Annotated in this window: 11 protein-coding genes and 2 tRNA genes; 3 read left to right on the top strand and 10 right to left on the bottom strand. The window is 67.5% G+C overall.

Annotated features, from left to right (window positions below; all coding sequences use genetic code 11):
- The first annotated feature begins 38 nt into the window (after nucleotides 1-38).
- Nucleotides 39-1,463, top strand: coding sequence for a deoxyribodipyrimidine photo-lyase (locus J7I85_RS16475; RefSeq protein WP_214853657.1), 1,425 nt, complete (start codon nucleotides 39-41; stop codon nucleotides 1,461-1,463).
- Between the two features lie 18 nt (nucleotides 1,464-1,481).
- Here J7I85_RS16475 and J7I85_RS16480 read toward each other — a convergent pair whose 3' ends face one another.
- From J7I85_RS16480 to J7I85_RS16500, 5 genes are all read right to left on the bottom strand, one after another.
- Complete coding sequence (locus tag J7I85_RS16480) at nucleotides 1,482-2,417, bottom strand: cytochrome b/b6 domain-containing protein (protein WP_214853659.1); 936 nt, start codon at nucleotides 2,415-2,417, stop codon at nucleotides 1,482-1,484.
- Nucleotides 2,418-2,582: 165 nt separating this feature from the next.
- A tRNA-Met gene (locus J7I85_RS16485) sits at nucleotides 2,583-2,656 on the bottom strand.
- 221 nt (nucleotides 2,657-2,877) lie between these two features.
- Nucleotides 2,878-2,951 (bottom strand) — tRNA-Met (locus J7I85_RS16490).
- Nucleotides 2,952-3,131: 180 nt separating this feature from the next.
- Nucleotides 3,132-6,119 (bottom strand): UPF0182 family protein, encoded by a 2,988-nt coding sequence (locus J7I85_RS16495; RefSeq protein ID WP_214853662.1) that lies wholly within the window; start codon nucleotides 6,117-6,119, stop codon nucleotides 3,132-3,134.
- Between the two features lie 130 nt (nucleotides 6,120-6,249).
- Nucleotides 6,250-7,410, bottom strand: coding sequence for a S16 family serine protease (locus J7I85_RS16500; RefSeq protein ID WP_214853665.1), 1,161 nt, complete (start codon nucleotides 7,408-7,410; stop codon nucleotides 6,250-6,252).
- Nucleotides 7,411-7,632: 222 nt separating this feature from the next.
- Here J7I85_RS16500 and J7I85_RS16505 point away from each other — a divergent pair, with 222 nt between their 5' ends.
- Entirely contained in the window at nucleotides 7,633-9,087 is a 1,455-nt protein-coding gene (locus J7I85_RS16505; protein ID WP_214853669.1) for a zinc-dependent metalloprotease, read from the top strand.
- A gap of 129 nt (nucleotides 9,088-9,216) precedes the next feature.
- Here J7I85_RS16505 and J7I85_RS16510 read toward each other — a convergent pair whose 3' ends face one another.
- From J7I85_RS16510 to nudC, 3 genes are all read right to left on the bottom strand, one after another.
- Nucleotides 9,217-9,819 carry a M48 family metallopeptidase gene (locus tag J7I85_RS16510; RefSeq protein ID WP_214853671.1) on the bottom strand — a complete coding sequence of 201 codons (603 nt, stop codon included), beginning with the start codon at nucleotides 9,817-9,819 and terminating at the stop codon, nucleotides 9,217-9,219.
- Nucleotides 9,819-11,951, bottom strand: coding sequence for an ATP-dependent helicase (locus J7I85_RS16515; RefSeq protein WP_214853673.1), 2,133 nt, complete (start codon nucleotides 11,949-11,951; stop codon nucleotides 9,819-9,821). The genes J7I85_RS16510 and J7I85_RS16515 overlap by 1 nt, the downstream gene beginning before the upstream one ends.
- Nucleotides 11,952-12,037: 86 nt before the next feature.
- On the bottom strand, nucleotides 12,038-13,090 hold the full coding sequence (gene nudC / locus J7I85_RS16520; RefSeq protein ID WP_214853676.1) for an NAD(+) diphosphatase: 1,053 nt from the start codon (nucleotides 13,088-13,090) through the stop codon (nucleotides 12,038-12,040).
- Nucleotides 13,091-13,254: 164 nt separating this feature from the next.
- Between nudC and J7I85_RS16525 the strand changes: the two genes are divergently transcribed.
- Nucleotides 13,255-14,583, top strand: coding sequence for a macrolide 2'-phosphotransferase (locus tag J7I85_RS16525; protein WP_214853679.1), 1,329 nt, complete (start codon nucleotides 13,255-13,257; stop codon nucleotides 14,581-14,583).
- A gap of 35 nt (nucleotides 14,584-14,618) precedes the next feature.
- Here the strand turns inward: J7I85_RS16525 and J7I85_RS16530 are convergent, their stop codons facing one another.
- Both J7I85_RS16530 and J7I85_RS16535 read right to left on the bottom strand, forming a co-directional pair.
- Nucleotides 14,619-18,068 carry an ATP-dependent DNA helicase gene (locus tag J7I85_RS16530; protein ID WP_214853681.1) on the bottom strand — a complete coding sequence of 1,150 codons (3,450 nt, stop codon included), beginning with the start codon at nucleotides 18,066-18,068 and terminating at the stop codon, nucleotides 14,619-14,621.
- The gene (locus tag J7I85_RS16535; protein ID WP_214853943.1) at nucleotides 18,065-21,394 is read right to left on the bottom strand and encodes an ATP-dependent DNA helicase; all 3,330 of its coding nucleotides are present in this window, start codon (nucleotides 21,392-21,394) and stop codon (nucleotides 18,065-18,067) included. Before J7I85_RS16535 ends, J7I85_RS16530 begins: the two co-directional genes overlap by 4 nt.
- Between the last annotated feature and the right edge of the window lie 6 nt (nucleotides 21,395-21,400).

Here is a 21,400-nt window from a genome sequence, read left to right on the forward strand (position 1 = left end):
CCGGCCCCTGCCGTTTCCAGGACGTGTAGCGTGAATCCATGGCTTCCACCGTTGTCTGGCTCCGTGACGACCTGCGCCTCGACGACAACCCCGCTCTCGGCGCCGCGGCCGCACTGCCTGATCCGATGACGGTTGTGTACATCCTCGACGAGGACTCCGCCGGCATCCGCCCGCTGGGCGCCGCGGCGAGGTGGTGGCTCCATCACTCCCTGTCCGCCCTGGCCGCCGGCCTCGAAGAGCGCGGGGCACGGCTTCTGCTGCGCCGGGGCGACGCCGCTCAGGTCATCAAGGATCTGGCCCTTGAAACCGGCGCCGGAAGATTGTTCTGGAACCGGCTGTACGGTCAGCCGGAGCGGACCATCGACGCCGGCATCACCGACTGGGCTGCCGGGCAGGGCATCGAGGCCACCAGCTTCCAGGCAAACCTGCTGTTCGAGCCGTGGACGGTGCGCACCGGCTCGGGCGGGCCGTACAGGGTTTTCACACCGTTCTGGCGTTCCTGCCTTGCCGGAACCGAACCGCGGCTGCCGGCCGATGCCCCGGAGGAGTTGCCGCAGCCCGCGGCAGGAAGGTCCGGCCACCCGCCGGCCGGTGACCGCCTCGATAGCTGGCGGCTCCTCCCCCGCAAGCCGGACTGGAGTGGAGGCCTCGCCGGGACCTGGACCCCGGGCGAGGACGGCGCCCACGACCGGCTGGAAGATTTTCTCGACGGGCCCGTGGAGGACTACGGCAGGGGCCGCGACTTCCCGGGCGTTGAGGGCACCAGCCGCCTCTCACCGCACCTGCGCTTCGGCGAGATCAGTCCCTTCCGCGTCTGGCACTCCCTGCGGGAACGCTTCCCCCGCCACGCACCTGCCGACGTCGGGATCTTCCGGAGCGAATTGGGCTGGCGTGAATTCTGCTGGCAGCTGCTGTACGAGAATCCGGACCTGGCCACGAAAAACTACCGCCGGGAGTTCGACCACTTTGCCTGGCAAACGCCGTCGGACTCCGAACTGGATGCCTGGCAGCAGGGGCGCACCGGCTACCCCCTGGTGGATGCCGGCATGCGGCAGCTGTGGCAGACGGGCTGGATGCACAACAGGGTCCGCATGGCTGCGGCGTCGTTCCTGGTGAAGAACATGCTTGCGGACTGGCGCGTGGGAGAGGCCTGGTTCTGGGATACCCTGGTCGACGCCGACGCGGCGAACAACCCGGCCAACTGGCAATGGGTTGCAGGCTCAGGCGCGGACGCGTCCCCTTACTTCCGCATCTTCAACCCGGTGACGCAGAGCAAGAAGTTCGACGCCGGAGGCAGCTACCTGCGCGGCTACATACCGGAACTGGCTGACCTGGATGACCGGACGGTGCACGAGCCGTGGAAGGACCCGGCGGGAGCTCCCGGTTACCCCGAACCTCTGGTGAGCCTGCAGGAATCTCGGGAACGGGCGCTGGACACCTACCAGCGGCTTAAGGACAGCTAGACGCGAGGCCGGCGCAGGCTAGCGGCTGGTGACCTTGCCCATGAGGGACGCGATAGGGCGCAGGAACAGGGGCCGGGCCAGGAACCACGCCGCAACCATCACGGCGACTGAAGCCACGAAGAACCAGAAGCCGACCCAGCTCACGTCGTCGCTGCCGCCGTACATGTGGTTGAGGTTCCGGAGCGCGCCCGTGGCCAGGACCAGAAACACGTGCACCACAATGAAGGCCACGAAGTAGATCATCACCGGGAAGTGCACTGCGCGGGCGGCCTCGATCGGGAAGGCCTTGTTCAGCCCGGAGGCCTTTTTGGGCCACGCGGCGGACATGCGCACGCCCGTGATGAAGGCCAGCGGAGCCGCGATAAACACGGTGGCGAAGTAGGTCAGCAGCTGCAGGGCGTTGTAGTTGACCCAGCCGTTCTCCGTGGGCCAGTTCAGCGAAGCGTACTGCAGGGCGGCCGAGGCGGCGTTCGGGAAAACATCCCACGATGTGGGAACGATCCGCGTCCACTGGCCGGTCGCGAACAGCAGGATCACAAAGACGAGCCCGTTCAGGATCCACAGCGCATCGAGCGTGAGGTGGAACCAGAGTTCCAGGCTGATCTTCGTAGGGGCCGTCCTGGTCCTGATGAGCCCCTTGTTGTTACGGGTCCAGTAACCGCCGGGGCGTGTGGTGGTGCGGACCTGCCAGCCCGAACGGATGATGAGCAGCAGGAAGAAGGCGTTCAGGAAATGCTGCCAGGCCAGCCAGGCCGGGAAGCCGACGGGGGCGCCGGCGGGAAGTTCCGAATGCCCCGGGTAGTCCGCCACGAACGACCGAACGGCAGGCAGTCCGGTCATCCACTTTGCGAGGAGCACCACCAGCACGAGGGCCACGAGCGCCGCAGGCACCGCCCAGTACAGCCTGGCGCGCTTGCCCCTGGCGGTGCCGGACTTGTTCTTCGTTGTGGACATCGAACTACACATTCCTCTCGAGAATGACTGACCAGTGTGGACGCCGTGCGCCGGCCAGGAATTCCGGGCCCTGCGAAAGAGAATACTAGGAACCCGGAGCACATGAACAAATACTCCGGTAATGCAGGAAGCCCCGACCACACTGTGGTCAGGGCTTCCTTCTTGTTGCGGGGACAGGATTTGAACCTGTGACCTCTGGGTTATGAGCCCAGCGAGCTACCGAACTGCTCCACCCCGCGTCGCTTGGTTAACACTACCCTACTTTTGCGGGCGCTTTGACCACTGCTGTTTCGCCTGGGCTACGTACCGCCGACGCGCGGTCTTTCGAAGCGAAGCGCGCTCCCCCGGCAGCAAGTCTCCGGCAGGACAAATCCGGACAGGACAACTCCGGACAGGCAGGAATATTCCGGACAGCAAAAAACCCGGACCACCAAAACGGTGATCCGGGTTTTTTCTTCAGTTGCGGGGACAGGATTTGAACCTGTGACCTCTGGGTTATGAGCCCAGCGAGCTACCGAACTGCTCCACCCCGCGTCGCAAGAACTACTCTACCGGCCGGTGAACAGGAGGCCAAATCCAAACGACGTGATCTGCGTCTCGGGGAATCCGAAAGCTCTGATATGCCCAAGGCCGGCCCATCCCCGCATGGGGAGGGGCCGGCCTTGCGATTCAGCTGCCTGGATTTACCTGCTGGTTAGCTCAGCTACTGGCCGGTCAGCTGCTGGGTGTCGGCGTCGGCGTTGCGGACGGCGAGGTCGGGCTGCTGGCCGTGCCTGTACTGCCAATCCTGGCCTCGGCGTCGAGTGCTTTCTTCAGTGCCGCTGACAGCTTCTTCTGCTGCTCGCCGTACGCCGCAAAGTCGCCCTTGGCCAGCGCCTCCTGGCCGGCCTTGATGGCCGCGTTCGCTTCATCCAGCGCGGCCTTCAGCGCCGCCTTGGCGTCCGCCGCGGGGGCCGGAGTGGCGCCTCCGCCGCTGGGCGGTGCGGGCGTCTGCCCGTTGTTGTCGGAGTCACCGGCCGTCGCTCCGGACCGGCCACCAAACAGCTGGTTGAGAGCCTCGTCCAAGGTGGGCGCGAAACCGATCTTGTCGCCAAAGGCCACGAGCACCCTCTGCAGTGTCGGATAGGACGTTTCACCCGTGGACTTGAGGTACACCGGCTGGATGTAGAGCATGCCCCGGCCGGCAGGAAGCGTCAGCAGGTTGCCGTTGAGCACATCCGACGCGCCCTGCCGCAGCAGGTTCAGCGCCTGGGAGACGGTGGGATCCGAATTGAATTTGTTCTGTGCCTGCCCGGGGCCGGGTACTTGGGCTTCCGGCGGAACCTGCAGCAGCCGGAGCTGCCCGTAGCTGTCCGCCTTGACGCCCTTCTTCGAGCCCGCGTCGGAATCCGCCGCGAGGAAGCCGTAGAGGACGTTGCGGGCGTTGTTGTTCACCACCTGCGGAATGTAGGACGACGTCAGCTGGAACGCCGGGGCCTTCTGGTCCGGCATCTGCAGTGACATGTAGAACGGCGGCTGCTTGACCTCCTCGGACACAGTGGGATCGTTCGGAACGCTCCACGCGTCGTCGTTCTTGTAGAAGCTCACGGGGTCCGTCACGTGGTAGCGGCCCAGCAGCTCACGCTGCACCTTGAACAGGTCCTCCGGGTAGCGGACGTGGCTCATGACAGCGGCGGACATCTCCGAATAAGGCTTCAGGGTGGAAGGGAACACCTTCTGCCAGGCCTTCAGGAGCGGGTCCTGGTCGTCCCAGGCGTAGAGCGTGACGGAACCGTCGTAGGCGTCCACCGTGGCCTTGACCGAGTTGCGGATGTAGTTGACGGAGCTGTTGGGCAGCGCCACGTTGCGGCCGGCGGTGGTCTGCGAATCCGTGGTGGCGTCGGAGAGCTGCTCCTGCTGCGAGTACGGGTAGTACTGGCTGGTGGTGTAGCCGTCCACGATCCACTTGACCCGGCCATCAACGACGGCGGGGTAGGCGTTGCCGTCCACCGTCAGGTAGGGGGCCACCTTCTGCACGCGTTCCCGCGGGTTGCGTTCGTACATGATCTGGGAGGCGTCGTTCACGCCGTCGGACAGCAGCAGGTCCGAGGACTGGAACTTGATTGAGTACAGGACCTTGTTGAAGAAGCTTCCGACGTTCGGCCCGCCGTTGCCGGTGAAGGTGTACTGGGTCTCGCCGCCTTCCTTGGACGCCGGGCGGTCCTGCTCGCGGTGCGGTGCGCCTTCCGGGGCACCCACGATCGAGTACTCCGGGGAGTCCTCGCCGAAGTAGATCCGGGGTTCGTAGGTTGTGTCGTTGCCGAGGACGCCAGTGGACGGGATACCGGACTGCAGGAACTCCGGCTTTCCGTCGACCGTGAACTTGTTGCCCTTCGCGGCCACGACGCCGTAGCCGTGGGTGTAGACGATGTGGCGGTTCAGCCAGGACTGCTGGTCAGCGCTGAGGCCGTCCGGGTTCAGCTCGCGCACGGCGATGACGGTGTCCTGCATCTTGCCGTCCACCATGTACCGGTCGACGTTGAGCGCCTTGGGGAACTGGTAGTACGGGCGGAACTGCTCAAGCTGCGAGAAGGCGTCCGAGATCAGGTTCGGGTCCAGGAGCCGGATGTTGGCCGTGGTCTGGGCGTCCGGGGCCAGGGCGCCGGCGGTGGTGGTGGTGGTGGCGTTGTACCGCTCCACCTTCACCTGGTCCAGGCCGTAGGCTGCCCGGGTCATGCCGATGTTGCGCTCGATATATTTCCGTTCCAGGGTCTGCTCTGACGGGCGGACCTGGAACTGCTGGATGACCCACGGGTAGACGCCGCCGGCCAGGATGGAGGTGATGACCAGCATCGCCGTGCCGATGACCGGAAGCCGCCACTTGCCGATGACGGCAGCCACGATGAAGAGGATGGCGACGAGGGCCGCCGCCACGGCCAGGATCGCCTTCGTGGGGATCACGGCGTTGACGTCGGTGTACAGCGCGCCGGCCCACCGGCCGCCGCTGTTCTGCAGCGCGGAGTAGCGGTCCAGCCAAAAGTTGATGCCCAGCAGGATCAGGAAGGAAGCGCCGGTGACTGCGAGGTGGATCTGCGCGGCGCGGCTGGTGAAGATGCCGCGTTCCATGATCCTGATGCTGCCGTAGAGGTAGTGCGTAAGGATGCCCGCGATGCCGGCCACGATTGCCACGCTGATCAGGAACCCGGTGACAAAGCCCAGGAAGGGCAGCGTCATCAGGTAGAAACCGATGTCCAGTCCGAACTCCGGATCATTCTGACCGAAGGACTCCTGGTTGAAGAACAGCATGACCTTTTGCCACTGGCTGGAGGCGGCGCTGCCGGCGAAGAGCCCAAACAGCACAGGCAGCCCGATCATGACCACACGCCGGACGGGTTCCAGCTGCGCCTGGTAGCGGTTGAGGTTATCCCGGATTTCTGAGTCCGGCGCGTAGACGGGCCGGGCGTGGTAGGCGATGCGGATCGCGTAAAAAACGGCCGAGAACATGAGGAGGAAGCCGGCGGCAAAAATGCCGATCCGCGCCAGGTTCTCCGTCAGGAACACTTCGAAGTAGCCAAGCTGCTGGTACCACAGGACGTCCGTCCACACATTGGCGAAGAAGATGAACCCGACAACAACCAGCGCAACGACGATGAGCGTGGGCGTCAACGCACCTCGCCTTGTCTGGAGTTTTCCGGGCGGGGTGGGGCTGGCAGGACGGGACAAACTCGTACCTCATAGCTTTTGTCAGTTGCTGGTATTAATTTTAAGTTTTCAGTGGAAGGCCTGCATAGCGCCGGCGCCGGCTCTCAATTAGTGCCACGAGCGGACCGGAGCCTTAGTTCCTCGATTTAGTCTAGTTGTTGGTGCAGCCCGGAAGGCCCGATGTGTCGGCGCCCTTGGCGGCCAGCTCGACGGCCGATTTTGCCTCGTCCAGGTTTTCCACCTTGACCACCTGCAGCCCGTCCGGAATATGCCCCACAACCTCTGCGCAGTTCGCCGCCGGAGCCAGGAACATGGTGGCGCCATCGGCCCGGGCGCCGTGCATCTTCACCGCGATGCCGCCGATCGGGCCTACCACGCCGTCGGGGCTGATGGTGCCGGTCCCCGCGATGTGTTTTCCACCGGTGAGATCCCCGGGCGTCAGGGTGTCCATGATTCCCAGGGCGAACATCATCCCGGCGCTCGGGCCGCCCACTTTGTCCAGGGATATCTTCACGTCGAACGGGAAGGTGAAGCGGTACTGCAGCAGCACGCCCAGGATGTACCGTCCGGACGGGTTCCTCGCCGGCGTCACGGTTTCCGTGATCTGCTTGCCGTCCCGGCTTACGACGACGACGGCTGGCTTTCCCTTTCCGGCGGCCAGTTCGTCCTGGATCACCTCCAGTGAGGTGACAGGTTTGGCGTTGATGGAGGTGAAGATGTCACCCGCCTGCAGCTTGCCCTGCGCCGCCGACCCCTCGGACAGATCCGCCACTTCGAGCTTCTGCCCATAAGGAATGTCGAGCCCCTTCAGGGCCGCCGCCACGGCGTTCTCCTGCGACGTGGCCATGGCCACGGCACTCTCCTGCTGGGATTTTTCCTTGGTCACACCCGTCGGGAAAATCAGTTCCTCGGGATACACGGCCTTAGAGCCGTCCAGCCAGGCCGAGAACGCCTCAAAGACGCTGACGGGACCGTTGGGGCCCCCGTCGACGTAGACAGTGGTGAGATCGAGGTTCCCCTTGGCCGGGAACGTCTCGCGGCCGGAAACGCTGATCACTGGCGTCGCATTCTCCGTGCTTAGCGTGTTGAACGTCGGCCCGGGCGATTCCACCACATACGGGACCGGCAGGACGGCGGCCGTCACGCCCAGCCCGAGAGCCAGGAGCCCGGACAACGTCATCGCGGAGATGCGGGGATCCCTGCCCCGGGCACGGCGGGACCGGCGGGCATCCCCGGTTCCGTCGGGATTCCCGCCACCGGCGGCGGGCGCCGGGGACTCCTCTGCGGGCTGGCCGCCCTTGGTAATCGTCACTGAAGGACCTCTCCGCACCGCGTCGTTCAGCGCTGCACCGCGGCCGCAGCCCGGCGGACGGCCGGGGCGCAGCCTACATACGTTCCGGCTTCTAACAGTACGCGTCCGGGCCTGCCGTTAGCTCTTTGCCTACAGCGAACGTCCCCGCTTTCAGCAGACAGCCGCTCCCGCACAGGGGTAGCGTGAAGTTGATTAATAGTCACACCGACGATCGGCGGGATCATGACCTCCAATCCACTCAATCCGTCCAATGGCGACGAAAATCCAAAGGATCCGCTCGCGGAGATGCTGCAGAACCTCATGGGCGGCAAGGGCCTGGGTGACATTGACCCCGCAGAACTGGCCAAAGCCGCCGGACTGCCGAACGATCCCAACCTGCTGGCCCAGATGTTTTCCCAGGTGCAGGCCATGATGAGCGCGCCCTCGGAGGGCCCGGTCAACTGGAAGCTCGCCCATGACAACGCCCGCCGCGTGGCCGCCGGGAGCTCCGACCCCTCGGTCACGTCCGCCCAGTCACGCGAAGTAGATGAGGCGCTGCGGCTGGCCGAACTGTGGCTCGACCAGGTCACGGACCTGCCCGCTACAGGCCTCATCGGCAAGGCGTGGTCCCGCGCCGAATGGGTGGAGGAGACACTCGGCACCTGGAAGCGTCTGACGGAACCCGTGGCCAACAGTGTGGCCAACGCCCTCTCCACTGCCATGACGGAGCAGATGCCGGAGGAGATGAAGTCCATGATGGGCGGCGCCTCGTCCATGCTGCAGAACGTGGGCGGTGCCATCTTCGGCATGCAGCTGGGCCAGGCCATCGGAGCCCTGTCCACCGATGTGGTCAGCTCCACGGACATCGGAGTTCCGTTGGCCGATCTGGAGATGGCGCTGCTTCCCGGCAATGTTGCCAAGTTCGGCGAGGGGCTCAGCCTTCCCGAAAACGACATCAGGCTCTTCCTCGCCGTCCGAGAGGCCGCCCATGCCCGCCTGTTCGTCCAGGTTCCGTGGCTGCGCGGGCACCTGCTGGGTGCCATTGAGGCCTACGCCCGCGGCATTCACATCGACACGTCGCGGATCGAGGAGCTGGCGCGGGACCTTGATCCCAGCAACCCGGAGGGGATCCAGGAGGCCCTTTCGCAGGGCGTCTTCATGCCGCAGCGCACACCGGCGCAGGACCAGGCCCTGCAGAAGCTGGAGACGGCCCTTGCCCTCGTCGAGGGGTGGGTGGACGAGCTCACCGCTGCCGCCACGGACAAGGTCCTCCCCTCGGCTGCAGCGCTCCGCGAAACGGTCCGCCGCCGCCGGGCCACCGGCGGTCCCGCGGAACATGCGTTCGCTTCCCTCGTCGGACTGGAGCTGCGGCCCCGCCGCCTCCGTGAAGCCGCCACGCTGTGGGCGTCCCTCAAAGCCGAGCGCGGCATCGACGGCCGCGACGCCATCTGGAAGCATCCGGACCTGCTCCCCACCGCCGAGGATCTTGACGATCCCAAGGGATTCAGCGAACGCCGCAAGCTCGCCGAGGCCGGTGACAGCGAAGTGGACGATGCCCTTCAGAAGCTGCTGAACGGCGGTTTCGACAGCCCGGCCGAAAGCGCTGGGGACGGGCACGACGCCGAAACGACCGAAGGCGGGGACGGCGGCACCGAAAAGACCGACGACGACGAAGACGGCTCCGCTCCGAAGAGCTAGGCGTACCCCGCTGGTTGAGCCTGAGCCTACGACCGCCGGGTCCCCTGGCCGAGCTTGCCAGGTTAGGGACCGGTTGGGGAGCGCAACCCCGGTTTCGACAAGCTCAACCAGCGGACTACGAAGTACCGCTCAGTCGGCGTCCCCTGGTGTGGCTGCTTCGCCTGCCGGTAGGCCACGTGACGTGGCAAACGACACGCCCTCCAGGAAGGCCTTGGCACGCTCCGTTTCGGGGTAGGCCTCCAGCAGCTTCCAGAACGCCGCGTTATGCCCTGCCACCAGCAGGTGCGCGAGTTCATGCAGCAGCACGTAGTCGATGACCCACTGCGGCATGGGCCGGAGCTTATCTGAAAGCCGGATGGACCCGTCCGAGGGGGTGGCTGAACCCCAGCGGGAGTTCTGGTTGCTGACCCACCGGACCGATGTCGGGGCCGACCTGCCGCCGAAGTACCTGGCCGAAAGCTGCGCAGCGTGCGCGGCCAGCGCCGCGTCCGAGGAAGGCCGCCGCCCCGCACCGCTGGAACGCTTCTCCCCCTGGGTCCGGAGCTTCTCCAGCATCCGGTGAACCCAGTCCGCCTCCTGCGCCCGGCTGAAGTGGGCGGGGATGGCGACGACGGCGGTGCCGTTCTCCCAGAAGGCCGCGACTGTGCGGCGCCGCCGGGCGGAGCGGCGGACCTCCACGGGCGCGCCGTCGTGGGTGATCAATGGCGTGCCGGTCTCAAGTTTTCCGGGCATTACAGCGTGCTGCTTTCCGTCAGGACCGCGAGGACTGCCTCGCCGTACCGCTCCAGTTTGGACGGGCCGACGCCCGCGAGCTGGGCCAGTTCCTCCAGTGAGGACGGCCGGGCTTCGGCGATGGCGGTGAGGGTTGCGTCGGTGAAAACCACGAAGGCCGGGACGTCGGCGGAGTGCGCGACCTCCTTGCGCCATTCACGGAGGGCGTTGAACGTCTGCTCTTCATAGCTGGGCGGGCACTGGCTGCAGCGGCCGACCTTCCGCTCGGCTCCGCTGGCCAGCATGCTGCCGCAGACCCGGCAGGACGCCGGCGTGGCCGCCTTGCGGCGCGGCGCGGGCCCCCTCCCCCGTGCGGCCGAGCTGGCCACGGAGTCCGGGCGCAGCCCGTCGAGGAAGCGGGACGGCTTCCGGTTGGCACGCCCGCCAGGGGTCCGAGCGGTGGACCACGAGAGGGACAGGTGCTCGCGGGCCCGCGTGATGCCGACATAGAGCAGCCGGCGTTCCTCGTCCACCGCGGCGGGATCGTCCGCGAAGGAGATGGGCATGAGCCCTTCGCTCAGCCCGACGAGGAACACCGCGTCCCATTCAAGGCCTTTTGCCGCGTGCAGGGACGCCAGCGTAACCCCTTGGACGGTCGGGGCGTGCTGGGCAACGGAGCGCTCCTGAAGCTCGTTGACGAAGTCAGCCAGGCCGAACTGCGGCCCGCGGTTCTGCGCCAGCTCGTCCGCCAGAGCCACGAGGGCGGCCAGCGATTCCCAGCGTTCCCGCAAGGCACCGCCGCTGTGCGGGGCCGTGTCCGTGTAACCCAGCGACGCGACGATGTCGCGCACCAGCTGGCCCAGCGGCTGGGGATCGGACTCGGATACGGCACGGGTGGCCGCACGGAGCTGGAGGATCGCGTCGCGGACCTCCTTCCGGGCAAAGAACCGCTCGCCGCCGCGCAGCTGGTAGCCGATCCCGGCCGACGCCAGGGCCTGCTCGTAGGCCTCCGACTGGCCGTTGGTACGGAACAGGACAGCGACCTCACTCGCCGGCACGCCGTCGTCGAGGAGCGTGCGGATCTTGCCGGCGACCGTTGCAGCCTCGGCTTCGTCATCCGTGCATTCCGTGAATTGGGGCAGGGGTCCCGGGTTCCGCTGTGCCACGAGCTTCAGCGGCACGGCCCAGGCAGCATCGGCCGCCGGTCCGCCGCTCCGGCGCGAGGCGAGGAGATCGTTGGCCAGCTTGACCACCTGCGGCGTGGAGCGGTAGTCGCGGACCAGCTTGACCACGTTCGCGTCCGGGTACTGGGCCTTGAACCCGAGGAGGTGCTTCGGGGATGCTCCAGTGAACGAGTAAATGGTCTGGCTGGCGTCACCCACGACGCACAGTTCGTTGCGGCCGCCAAGCCAGAGCTCCAGGAGGCGCTGCTGCAACGGGGAAACGTCCTGGTATTCGTCCACCACGAAGTGCCGGTACTGTTCCCGGACCGTCGCCGCCACCTTGGGGTCCTCCTGCAGGATGCCCACAGTAATCAGAAGGACGTCCTCGAAGTCGATGACGTTGCGGTCAGTCTTGACGTCCTCGTAGGCCTGGAAGACGCGGGCCACGGCCGTGAGATCAAAGCCACCCGGCGCGCCCCTGTCCTGTGCGTTTTCCAGATAGTTGGCGGGCGTGAGCATGGATACCTTGGCCCATTCAATTTCCGACGCCAGGTCGCGGATGGAGGCGCGGTCGGTGCTCAGCCGGAGCCGGCGGGCGGCCTCGGCGATCATTTGTGCCTTGTGGTCCAGCAGGTTGGGCAGCGCCCCGCCCACCGCCTGCGGCCAGAAAAACTGCAGCTGCCGCAGCGCGGCCGCATGGAACGTCCTGGCCTGGACGTTCCCGACCCCAAGGTCGCGGAGCCGGCTGCGCATTTCCGCTGCCGCCCGCGCCGTAAACGTGACGGCCAGCAGCCGCTGCGGACTGTAGACCCCCGAGTGCACGCCGTAGGCGATCCTGTGGGTGATGGCGCGGGTTTTGCCGGTGCCGGCTCCGGCGAGCACGCAGAGGGGGCCGGTCAGGGTGGTGGCCACTTCCCGCTGCTCCGCGTCGAGGCCGCCAAGGATCCGGTCCTCCAGGGAGGCGTTGCCATCAGGATTTTCTGTCGTCACTTCTTGCTGCTTGCTTCATGTGGATGGATGGGCTGCTCCGCCAGGGTGGCGTCAACGGTAGGCATGTTGCCGGCCGGGCGTGCCGGTCAGTCGTCGGCCGGACGGTCCTGAATCACGCCGCCGTACCAGTGCTCGATGAGGGACCTGGCGATGGAGAGCCTGGTGGAGATGGTAATTTCGCCGCTGAGCACTGCCTCCTGGAGTTCCTCCCGGCTGAACCAGCGCGCCCTGGTGACCTCGACGCCGTCGGGCTTTGCTTCCGTGTCGTCGGTGACGGCTGTAAATCCGAGCATAAGGGACGCCGGGAACGGCCACGACTGGGAGCCGAGGTACTGGCACGCCCTGACCCGCACGCCCACCTCTTCCTGGATTTCCCGGACGACGGCCTGTTCGAGGGATTCCCCGGGCTCGACGAACCCGGCCAGCGTGGAGTAGTTCTTCGCATCCAGCGGACCGCCACCGCCCAGCAGAACGCGGCCGTCCGGGCCAACCACCGTGACGATGATGGCCGGATCCGTTCGCGGATAGTGTTCGGAGTTGTCAGCGGGGCAGCGCCGGACCCATCCGCCGGCCTCCACGGTGGTGACAGCGCCGCACCGGGGGCAGTGGGTGTGGGTGGCGTGCCAATTGGCAATGGCACTGGCCTCAACGAACAGGGCGGTGTGCGTCGCGTCCAGTTGCGCGGCGACGTCCCGGAAGCCTTCCCAGGCGGCACCGGCGGGCAGGCCGGCCGAACCGGGGTCCACCGGTTCCGGCAGGATGAACAGCAGGAGGCCGGTTCCGGCAGGCAGGTCCTCGGAGCCGAGGGCCGCGCCGAGATAGATGATGTGCGCCGGGCCGGCCGCCGACCCCTCAAGCCGGTCCAGCAGCGGTCCGGCCTCTGCCAGAACGAGCGCGTCCCCGTGCACCAGCGCATGCCGGCCGGACAGGAGCATGGCTTTGGCGGTTCCGGCGGCCAGCAGGTCCGGAACGAGGCCTGGCCTAATCCGTTCGACGGACCCCCTGTTGACCATTGCGGGCCGAACCGGCAGCACGGTGTCGAAGAGATGGTTGGCCGCCAGTTCACCTGCCCGCAGCTGATTTTCCGGGATGGCGCCCGCCGCTTGACCGACCGGCACAGCGGCCTCCGCATGACTCATGTATCCACCGTACTGACTCGCAGTGACAATTTACATTTCAGTAGGCACCGGCGGGCCTGGACGGTCCGCCGTTCCCTGGCCCCGCGGTACCCATATTTGTGCGGATCTCGAGACTCGCCGCGACACATCGCTGTCTTGGACGCCGCTCAATCTACCGTGGAACCGTGAGAAGAGAACCAATCGAACTGGCAGCTGTGGCCACCGCGGCAGTCCCCGGACTGAGCCCGACTGCTGTGAGCTCTGCCCCGGATGACCCGGCGGACTTTGATTCGGCTCTCCTTCTTGATGCAGAAGGCAAGCGCTGGCGCGTCCGCTCACCCCGCCACCCGGAAGCCAGCACCAGGCTGGAGACCGAGTTCCTGGTGCTGCGCGCCTTCGCGCCCGCCATCCGGGCCGAACTGCCGTTCCTCATGCCGACCGTGGCCGGCACCGTCCGGCAGCAGGACCTGACCACCTTCGTGTACTCGCACCTCCAAGGCACCACGCGCACCGTTGAAGAGCTAACGGCAGGCCCGCAGGAACTGGCGAAGGAGATCGGCAGCGCGCTGGCGGCCATTCATGACCTGCCCCGCGCGCTGGTTAGCAACGCCGACCTTCCCAGTTACACCCCGAACGAGTTTCGCCAGCGCAGGCTCAACGAACTCGACATGGCCGCGACCACAGGCAAAATTCCGGCCCTCCTGCTCCGCCGTTGGGAGCACGCCATGGAAGACGTCTCGCTCTGGCGCTTCAACCCCTGTGTGGTGCACGGTGACCTGCACGAGGACAACCTGCTGGTCGAGGACCACCGCGTCACGGCCGTCACCGGCTGGACCGACCTGCGCATCGGCGATCCCGCCGACGACCTCGCCTGGCTCGTGGCATCCAATGAGCACGAATTCGTCGACGCCGTGGTCAAGCACTACACCGCGAAGCGCCGCGATGCGCCGGACAACCACCTGCTGCGCCGGGCCGCGCTCTCGGCTGAATTTGCGCTCGCCCAGTACCTCGTCAAGGGCATCGCGGCGGCCGACGCCGACATGATCGCCGAGGCGGAAGGCATGCTTTCCACGCTGGCCGAGGACATCGCCGAATACGGCGGCCAGCCCATCAGCGTGGAACCCCTGCCTCCGGCCAAGCCCGACTCCCCGCCAACCGGCCAGGCACCGGCCGCTCCCGGTCTCGTGGATGCCCCTGCCGCCACCGACAACTCGGAGGCCATGCCCGCCGTCCACGTCACCCCCATCCCCGTTGACGTGACACCGGTCCCGGTCGAGGTGACGCCCATCCCGGTTGACGAGGAGAACGCCGAGGGCACCACCGACCAGCCGTCCGGCCAGGACGCGTCGCAGGGCACAGCGGATGATGAGGCAGCGGAGGATTCTGGCGCCTCTGACCAGGCCGAATCCACCGGTTCGGAAGACGGGACCCAGGAAGATGCCGCGGCCCGGAAGCCCTCGGGCGCCGACACCTCCACCGTTGCCCTCACGGTGGTCGACGCGAAAACGACCTAGCCGGCCAAGGCGACCTGGCCGGGCCACTGCGCTTCCTAGCCGGCCAGGGCGGCGGCCACGATCCCTTCCAGTTCGGTGCCTGACGCCAGGTCGTGCGGACGCACCACATGGTTGTCCGCCACGTAAAAGAAGGCAGCCCGGACCTCTTCCAGCGGCACGCCCTTGAGCCTGGCCCAGGCCAGCCGGTACACAGCCAGCTGGACGCTCTTGGTTTTCAGCTGCCCTGCCGACGGCCGGCGGCCGGTCTTCCAGTCCACCAGGTCCCAGCCGCCGTCGGCGTCCCGGAACACTGCGTCAATGCGGCCGCGGACAACGACGTCGCCGATCCGGGTCTCCACGGGGACCTCCACGTAAGCGGGCGATCTGTGTGCCCACCGGGATTCCTTGAAGGTAGCCACCATGTCGTCCAGGCCGTAGGCCTCGTCAATGTGGTTGTCAGAGCCGGGCGCTTCGCCGAGATCCAGCATGCCCGCCGTTCCAAAGTACTCTTCCACCCAGGCATGAAAGGCTGTGCCCTTGCGCGCGGACATGCCCGGTTCGCGCGGGACAGGCCTCCTGAGCCGCTGGACCACGGCCGCGGCGTCCTCCCCCAGGTCCACCAGGGTGGACGCTGAGATATGCCCGGGCAGATGAACGTCGCGGCTCCGGGCCCGCCTCAAGCGGCGTTCCAGAAGGAGTGCGGCTTCGCGTTCCCAGCCCGCCGCCTGGGGGCGGAGACCCTGGCCCGCAGGGAGCCCCGGCGTACCGGCTTCGACCGCGGCGATCTCGGTGAGCAGCCGCTCGGCGGCACGGTCCATGGCCTCCCGCCGTCCCGGCACAAGCCGCAACCGGTTCCCGCTGCGGGGGTCCACAGGTCCTTCCAGCGGATCATACGGCCAGGCCGCCACCTCCAGCTCCCGGGTCAGGGGACTCTCCTGTGGCAGGGATTCCTCATCGACAGAGCCAGGGTGGATTTCCGCAGTTTCCTGTTCTGCCAGCGGCGCCAGCTCGGCGAGGAACGGCGACATCTCCGCCATCCCGCCGCGCCCGCCCACCCAGGCTCCGCTGGAAACCCAGAGCACGTGCTTGGCCCGCGTGTAGGCAACGTAGGCCAGCCTCCGTTCCTCAGCCTCGCCGTGGGCCTGGACGTCAGCCTTGAACATCTTCTCGGCGTCCAGCCACCCCTTCTGGTCCGGCTGGTCCAGATCCCACTGCGGAAGATCGGCACGGTCGCCCCGCAAAGGCCAGGGCAGGGCGGCGGAACCGCTGCTCCACCTCGAGTCACGGTTGCTGGGGAACGCGCCCGAGTTCAGGCCCGGCACGAACACGACGTCCCATTCGAGACCCTTCGATGCGTGCACCGTCAGCAGCTGCACGGCCTCGTGATTGACGTCCGCGGGCGGCACATCCAGGCCGCCCTCCTCCGATGCCGCCGCCTCCAGCCACGAAAGGAAAGCCAGGACGTCCACCCGGTGGGATGTCTGCAGGAACCCGGCGGCCGCGTCCTGGAACGCATCCAGGTTCCGCCGCGCCTGGTGAATGCTGAACCCGGGCCTCGCAGCAACCTCAATGTCCAGCAGCATGGCCCGTTCGACCTCGCCCAGCAGGGTGGTCAGGTCCTCCCCCATCAGCGAACGAAGCTGCCGCAGCTCCGTGCCCAGGCGCTGCAGCCGCTCCAGTGCAGGAGGGGTCAGGCTGCGGCCGTGCGCGGACGTCCACCCTTCCTTGGGCAGCCAGTCAAGGGCTTCGACGAGGCTTGCGGCGTCGGTGATGTCGCCCTCGATAACGACGTCGGCGGCCTCAGCATCCTCGTCGCCGGACGGATCGTTTCCGCCCAGTCCGCGGCCGTTATCGACCATGCCGCGGCGCCTGGCCAGAAACGAGGACCAGTCCCGGAACGCCATGAGGTCGGCCGGACCGATCCGCCACCGGGCACCGGCCAGGAGCCGCATCAGTGAATCCGACCGGCCTGGATCGGCCAGTACCCGCAGCGTGGACACCAGGTCCACAATTTCGGGAGTGTCCAGCAGGCCCCCGAGGCCCACAATTTCGTACGGGATCCCAGTGGCCTCGAACTCCTTGCGGAGGCATTCCATCTGCGCGCGCCTGCGGCACAGGACGGCCATGGCAGGCTGGATGCGCGGTTCCGAGGAGGAACCGTCGAAATCCGTGGCCCGGAACCTCAGGAGATCCTTGGCGATCGCCGCTGCTTCATCTTCATCGGTGGCAAAACGGCCGATCAGCACCCGGCCCTGCACCGCGGCGGGGCTGGGCCGCAGCGCAGGCACCTCCACCGCCGCGCTGGAGGACCTTTGCCCCGCGGGTCCGGCCTGCGCCGCGGCAGCGCTGAGCGGAGCCGAGATCAGGTTGGCCGCGGCCAGGATGTTGCGGCCGTTCCGCCAGGCAGTGGTCAGGTACGAAACGGGGGCGGGACGCCGGGACGCCGTCCCTGACTGGCCGTCCTCGCAAACCGGAAACTCGTTGACGAAGTGGAACAGCTGTCCGGCGGACGCCCCGCGGAAGCCGTAGATGGACTGGTTCGGATCACCAACGGCCGTGACGGCGTGGCCGTCCCCGAAGAGCCTGGAGAACAGCACCAGCTGGGCGTGCGACGTGTCCTGGAATTCGTCCAGGAGCACCACCTTGTAGCGCTGGCGCTCCACCTCGGCGGCCAGGGGCACCTCTCGGGCCACGCGTGCCGCGAGCGCCACGAGGTCGCCGAAGTCCAAGGCTCCGCGTGCTCTTTTGGCTTCGGCGTACCGCCCCACGAGTTCCGCCACGCTTGCCCTCGTCCGGAGCATGGCTCCCAGCTCGCCGGCAGCCTGGCTTGGGTTCTTCTTTGCCCCTGCCACATATGGCAGGGCCTCGAACTCGGCGAGCCGCTGCATCAGCCAGCCCTGGACACCGTCCGGGTCCTGGAGGTGCTCCGCGCACTCCCCCGCGAGCTGGATAACGGCTTTGACGAGGGTGGACTTGGCCACCCTGAAGTGCGAGTACTCGCCGTCGAACGCTTCAACCACCTCACTGGCCAGCTGCCAGGCCTGCGCGCCCCCCAGCAACACGACATCCCGCTCGATCCCGAGCCGCAGGCCGTAGTCGGAGACGATGCCGCTGGCAAACGAGTGGTAGGTGGAAACCTTCGGCTCCAGGGCGTCGGCGCTGAGCAGCGTCCCTGCCACGGCGCCACCGGAGTCGCCGGTGGCGGTCCGCTGCAGCGCACTGAGCTTTGCGCGGATGCGGCTGGCCAGCTCGCCGGCAGCCTTGCGCGTGAAGGTGACACCGAGGACTTCCTCCGGCTTGACCCAGCCGTTCGCGACCAGCCAGACGACGCGGTCGGCCATGGTGGCGGTCTTGCCCGAGCCCGCGCCTGCGATGACGAGCCGGGGCGCAAGCGGCGAGGAGATAATGGCCGACTGTTCCGCGGTGGGCAGGTTCTTTTCACCCAGCAGGACGGTCAACTCTTCGGGACTGAACCTGGGCTCGGGAAGCTCCGCTGTCCGGCTCATTCGGTAACCTGCTTTCCCCGCGCACACAGCGGACATACCTCCGGCAGCCGGCAGCCGTGGCCGCCGAAACCGGCCTTGGCGGGATCGTGCCTTGCCTCAAATTCGTGGCCGGACATTACCGCGGCTGCGTCGTTCACCATTTCCATCGCCCAGTTGTCCGCCGGGTCCAGCGGATCCTGGTGCTGGATACCCGGGCTCTTGGTGGTGGTGCCCAGCTGGGCAAGCACGGCGCCGCCGGGCTGGGGCTCGGCCTCGGATGCCGCGGTGGCGCCAAAGCCGCCAGCCAGAACGGCCGCCTGGTAGGCGCCCAACTGCGGGTGCCTGCCCAGTTCGGCCTTGCCCGGCTGCCGTTTGCCCGTCTTGAGGTCGACGATTACCAGCCGCCCCTCGCCATCGATCTCGAGCCGGTCCACCTGCCCGCGCAGGACGGCTGACCGGGGGCCTTCATCGGTGGGAACGTTCCCACGGGGAACAGCGCCGGGCTCGGGCAGACTCACCTCGAAGTCCTGCTCGACCCCGGCAAGGCGGCGGCCCTCGCTGCGCATGACCAGGATGTACTGCGCGAGTTTCCGGACCATGGCTTCCGCCCTGCGGAAGTCGAGTTTGCCTTCCCAGTTGTCCTTCATGCCCAGGGCCGGCCAACGCCGGACGAGTTCGGCAAGGTATTCCGCTCCGCTGGCATCGGGAAGGTCCTGGGCGATGGCGTGCACCAGGGTGCCAAGGCTGCGGGCGAAGTCCGTGGCCGCTTCGCCTCCGGCGGCCTGGATGAACCAATCCAGCGGCGACTTCTGCACCGACTCCACCTTGGACGGCGAAACGTAGACGGTGCCGCCCGGAGGCACAACACGGTCCACGGACGTCAGCGGGGCCAGCCCCCACCAGGTGTTCGGATGGGCTCCGGGTACTGGCGGCTCCGCCGTGGCAAGTCGGGCGAGGACACGCACGGCCTCATCCGCCTCTGCGGCCAGCCTGCCGTCCAGCTGGGCGTACTGGCGGAGTTCGGCCACGAGCGCACGCAGCGTCAGGGGCCGTTCCACCGGGGTGTAGCCGCGCCCCTCCTGGTCCGGCAGCAGCGGCGCGACGTAGTCCAGGAAGGAGGACGGCTGCTCATCTTCCGAAGACACGGCGGTGCACAGCAGCACGTCCTTGGCCCGGGACACCGCCGTGGAAAAGCTGCGGAGTTCGTCGTAGCGGATCTCCCGCAGCCGGCTCAGCGGGCCGAGCTGGAGCGCATACTCCACGCCATGTTCTACGGCGTCCGCGAACAGTGTGCTGCCCAGGAGCTCGCCGCGGAGGCGGGTGTTGGGCCAGACGCCCTCCTGCAGTCCGGCGACGATGACGAACGGCCATTCCCGGCCGGCGGCGCTGGCAGGCGTCATGAGCTCGACGGCGTCGTCAACCTGGGCACGCGCCGCCAGGGTGTCCATGGGCAGTTCCTGATTGAGCAGGTATTCGAGGAACTGTTCGGGGCCGGATCCGGGCATCTGGTCCACGTAGCGCTCAGCCGTATGGAACAGCGCCATCATGGCGTCCAGGTCCCGGTCCGCCCGGGCTCCAACAAGCCCGCCTGCAAGGGCCGCGGCTGTCCATGCCGACGCGAGGCCGGTGGAGTGCCAGAGGGCCCACAGCACTGTCTCTGCGTTGGCTCCGGGTGCGGCAACGGCCGTCCGGCCGGCCTGGATCATCCGTGCGACCCTGCGGGCCGAGCGGCCCTCGATGCCGAGTGAGCCGAGCGCCCCGGGCTCAAGGAGCGCCTCCACCAGCAGGGAATCGCTGGAGCGGCCGCCGCCGCCCAGCAGTTCCTCCCGCCGGAGCGACTGGCGGAGCCGGCGCAGTTCGAGGGATGTCGCCCCGCCGATCCGGGAGGTCAGCAACGACACGGCGGATTCCGGCGTGAGGACTGCCGGGTCCAGGGCCGCCGCGTAAGCGTCGAGCAGCGGACGGACGGCCACTTCATCGCGCACGGCGGATTCAGCCACCGGAATCCGCACCGGAATCCCCTGACCCGAGAGATAGCGCTGCAGCTGGCTGAGCTGGCCGCCGTTCCGGACAATGACGGCAATGTCCTCCAGCGACCGCCCGTCCCTGAGATGCGCCTCGAGAATCCTTTGAGCCACGTACCGCAGCTCATGCACCGCCGAGGGCAGAAGATGCGCTTCCACGGTGCCTCTTGCCGGCTGGGTGGCGTCACCCGGTTCCCCGGCAATATAAGCAGGGTCGGGGCCAACCGGGTCCAGACGGCGGGCGAGCTGGCCGCCGGCCCGGAGGGAAATCCGGTCCGCCACCCCGAGCCAGGCCCGGGCCACTGCCGGCTGATGGCGGTGGGCACGGGACAGCGGCTTCTCAACGGCCGTCCGTTCCCCGCCGCCTAGCAGGCCCGGAAGCTCAGCCACAAGGTCCGGCCGCGCTCCCCGGAACCCCTGCACCACCGTGTCCGGTGCGGACGTCACGTAGACATCCTTGCCGGCGGCCACATCGGCCAGGAGTTCGAAGACGGCGGGGTTGGCCTCCTGGATGTCGTCCACAAGAATCAGCTGGAGACGGTCGCGTTCGGCCGCCAGGAAGTCCGGGAAATCCTGAAAGAGCTGGCGGGCTGCGGTGATGATGCCCGCAGGATCGAACGCCTCCGGCATGCGAAGGTCGAGGACATCGCGGTACTCGGCGTAGAGGGCCGCAGCAGCAATCCAGTCCGGCCGTCCGCAGGCGTGGCCCAGGCCGGCGAGGTCCTCGGCGGTGCGGCCCGTCTCTGTAATCCGGTCGAAGAGCTGGCGGACCTCGTGCCGGAACCCGCGGGTAGGCAGGGCGGCCGTGAGGTCATCGGGCCAGGGCAGCCCGAGGCCCGGCAGGGCGTGGCCCTCCAGCAGTTCCTTGATGATGAGGTCCTGCTCGGGCCCTGACAGGAGCCGAGGCGCCTTCGACAGCGGCAGGAGCCCTTCCGCCTTGGCACGGCGGATGAGGTCAAAGGCATACGCGGCCCAGGTGCGGGCCGGAGTGGTGCTCAGGCTCCGGTTCAGCCTGGCAGTAAACCGGTCCCGCAGGGTGTCGGCCGCAAGCCGTCCGGGGGCGAGAATGAGGATCCGCTCAGGGTCCACCCCTTCCGCTTCCACCCGGCGGATTGCCGCTTCGATGAGCACGGTGGATTTGCCGGTACCCGGCGCTCCTGGGACCAGTACGGGGCCAGCTCCCCGGGGCACGTCGACGGCGGCCCGCTGGTCCGCTGTGAGGACCGGAACGCGCGAGTGCACCTGGCGAGGGGGCAGCAAACGAAGACCCGCAGGGCGAAACGGCGCGGCAGAGAAAGAGTCCGCGTGGTCCCGCTCCGAAATGCGTGC

This window comes from Arthrobacter sp. ISL-65, assembly GCF_018613795.1.
Classification (GTDB): Bacteria; Actinomycetota; Actinomycetes; order Actinomycetales; family Micrococcaceae; genus Arthrobacter.

What these genes read in the sequence shown, in the direction of transcription:
- J7I85_RS16475 (WP_214853657.1), top strand. Translation starts at nt 39, where the DNA reads ATGGCTTCCACCGTTGTCTGGCTCCGTGACGACCTGCGCCTCGACGAC.
- J7I85_RS16480 (WP_214853659.1), bottom strand. Translation starts at nt 2,417, where the DNA reads ATGTCCACAACGAAGAACAAGTCCGGCACCGCCAGGGGCAAGCGCGCC.
- J7I85_RS16505 (WP_214853669.1), top strand. Translation starts at nt 7,633, where the DNA reads ATGACCTCCAATCCACTCAATCCGTCCAATGGCGACGAAAATCCAAAG.
- J7I85_RS16510 (WP_214853671.1), bottom strand. Translation starts at nt 9,819, where the DNA reads ATGCCCGGAAAACTTGAGACCGGCACGCCATTGATCACCCACGACGGC.
- nudC (WP_214853676.1), bottom strand. Translation starts at nt 13,090, where the DNA reads ATGAGTCATGCGGAGGCCGCTGTGCCGGTCGGTCAAGCGGCGGGCGCC.
- J7I85_RS16530 (WP_214853681.1), bottom strand. Translation starts at nt 18,068, where the DNA reads ATGAGCCGGACAGCGGAGCTTCCCGAGCCCAGGTTCAGTCCCGAAGAG.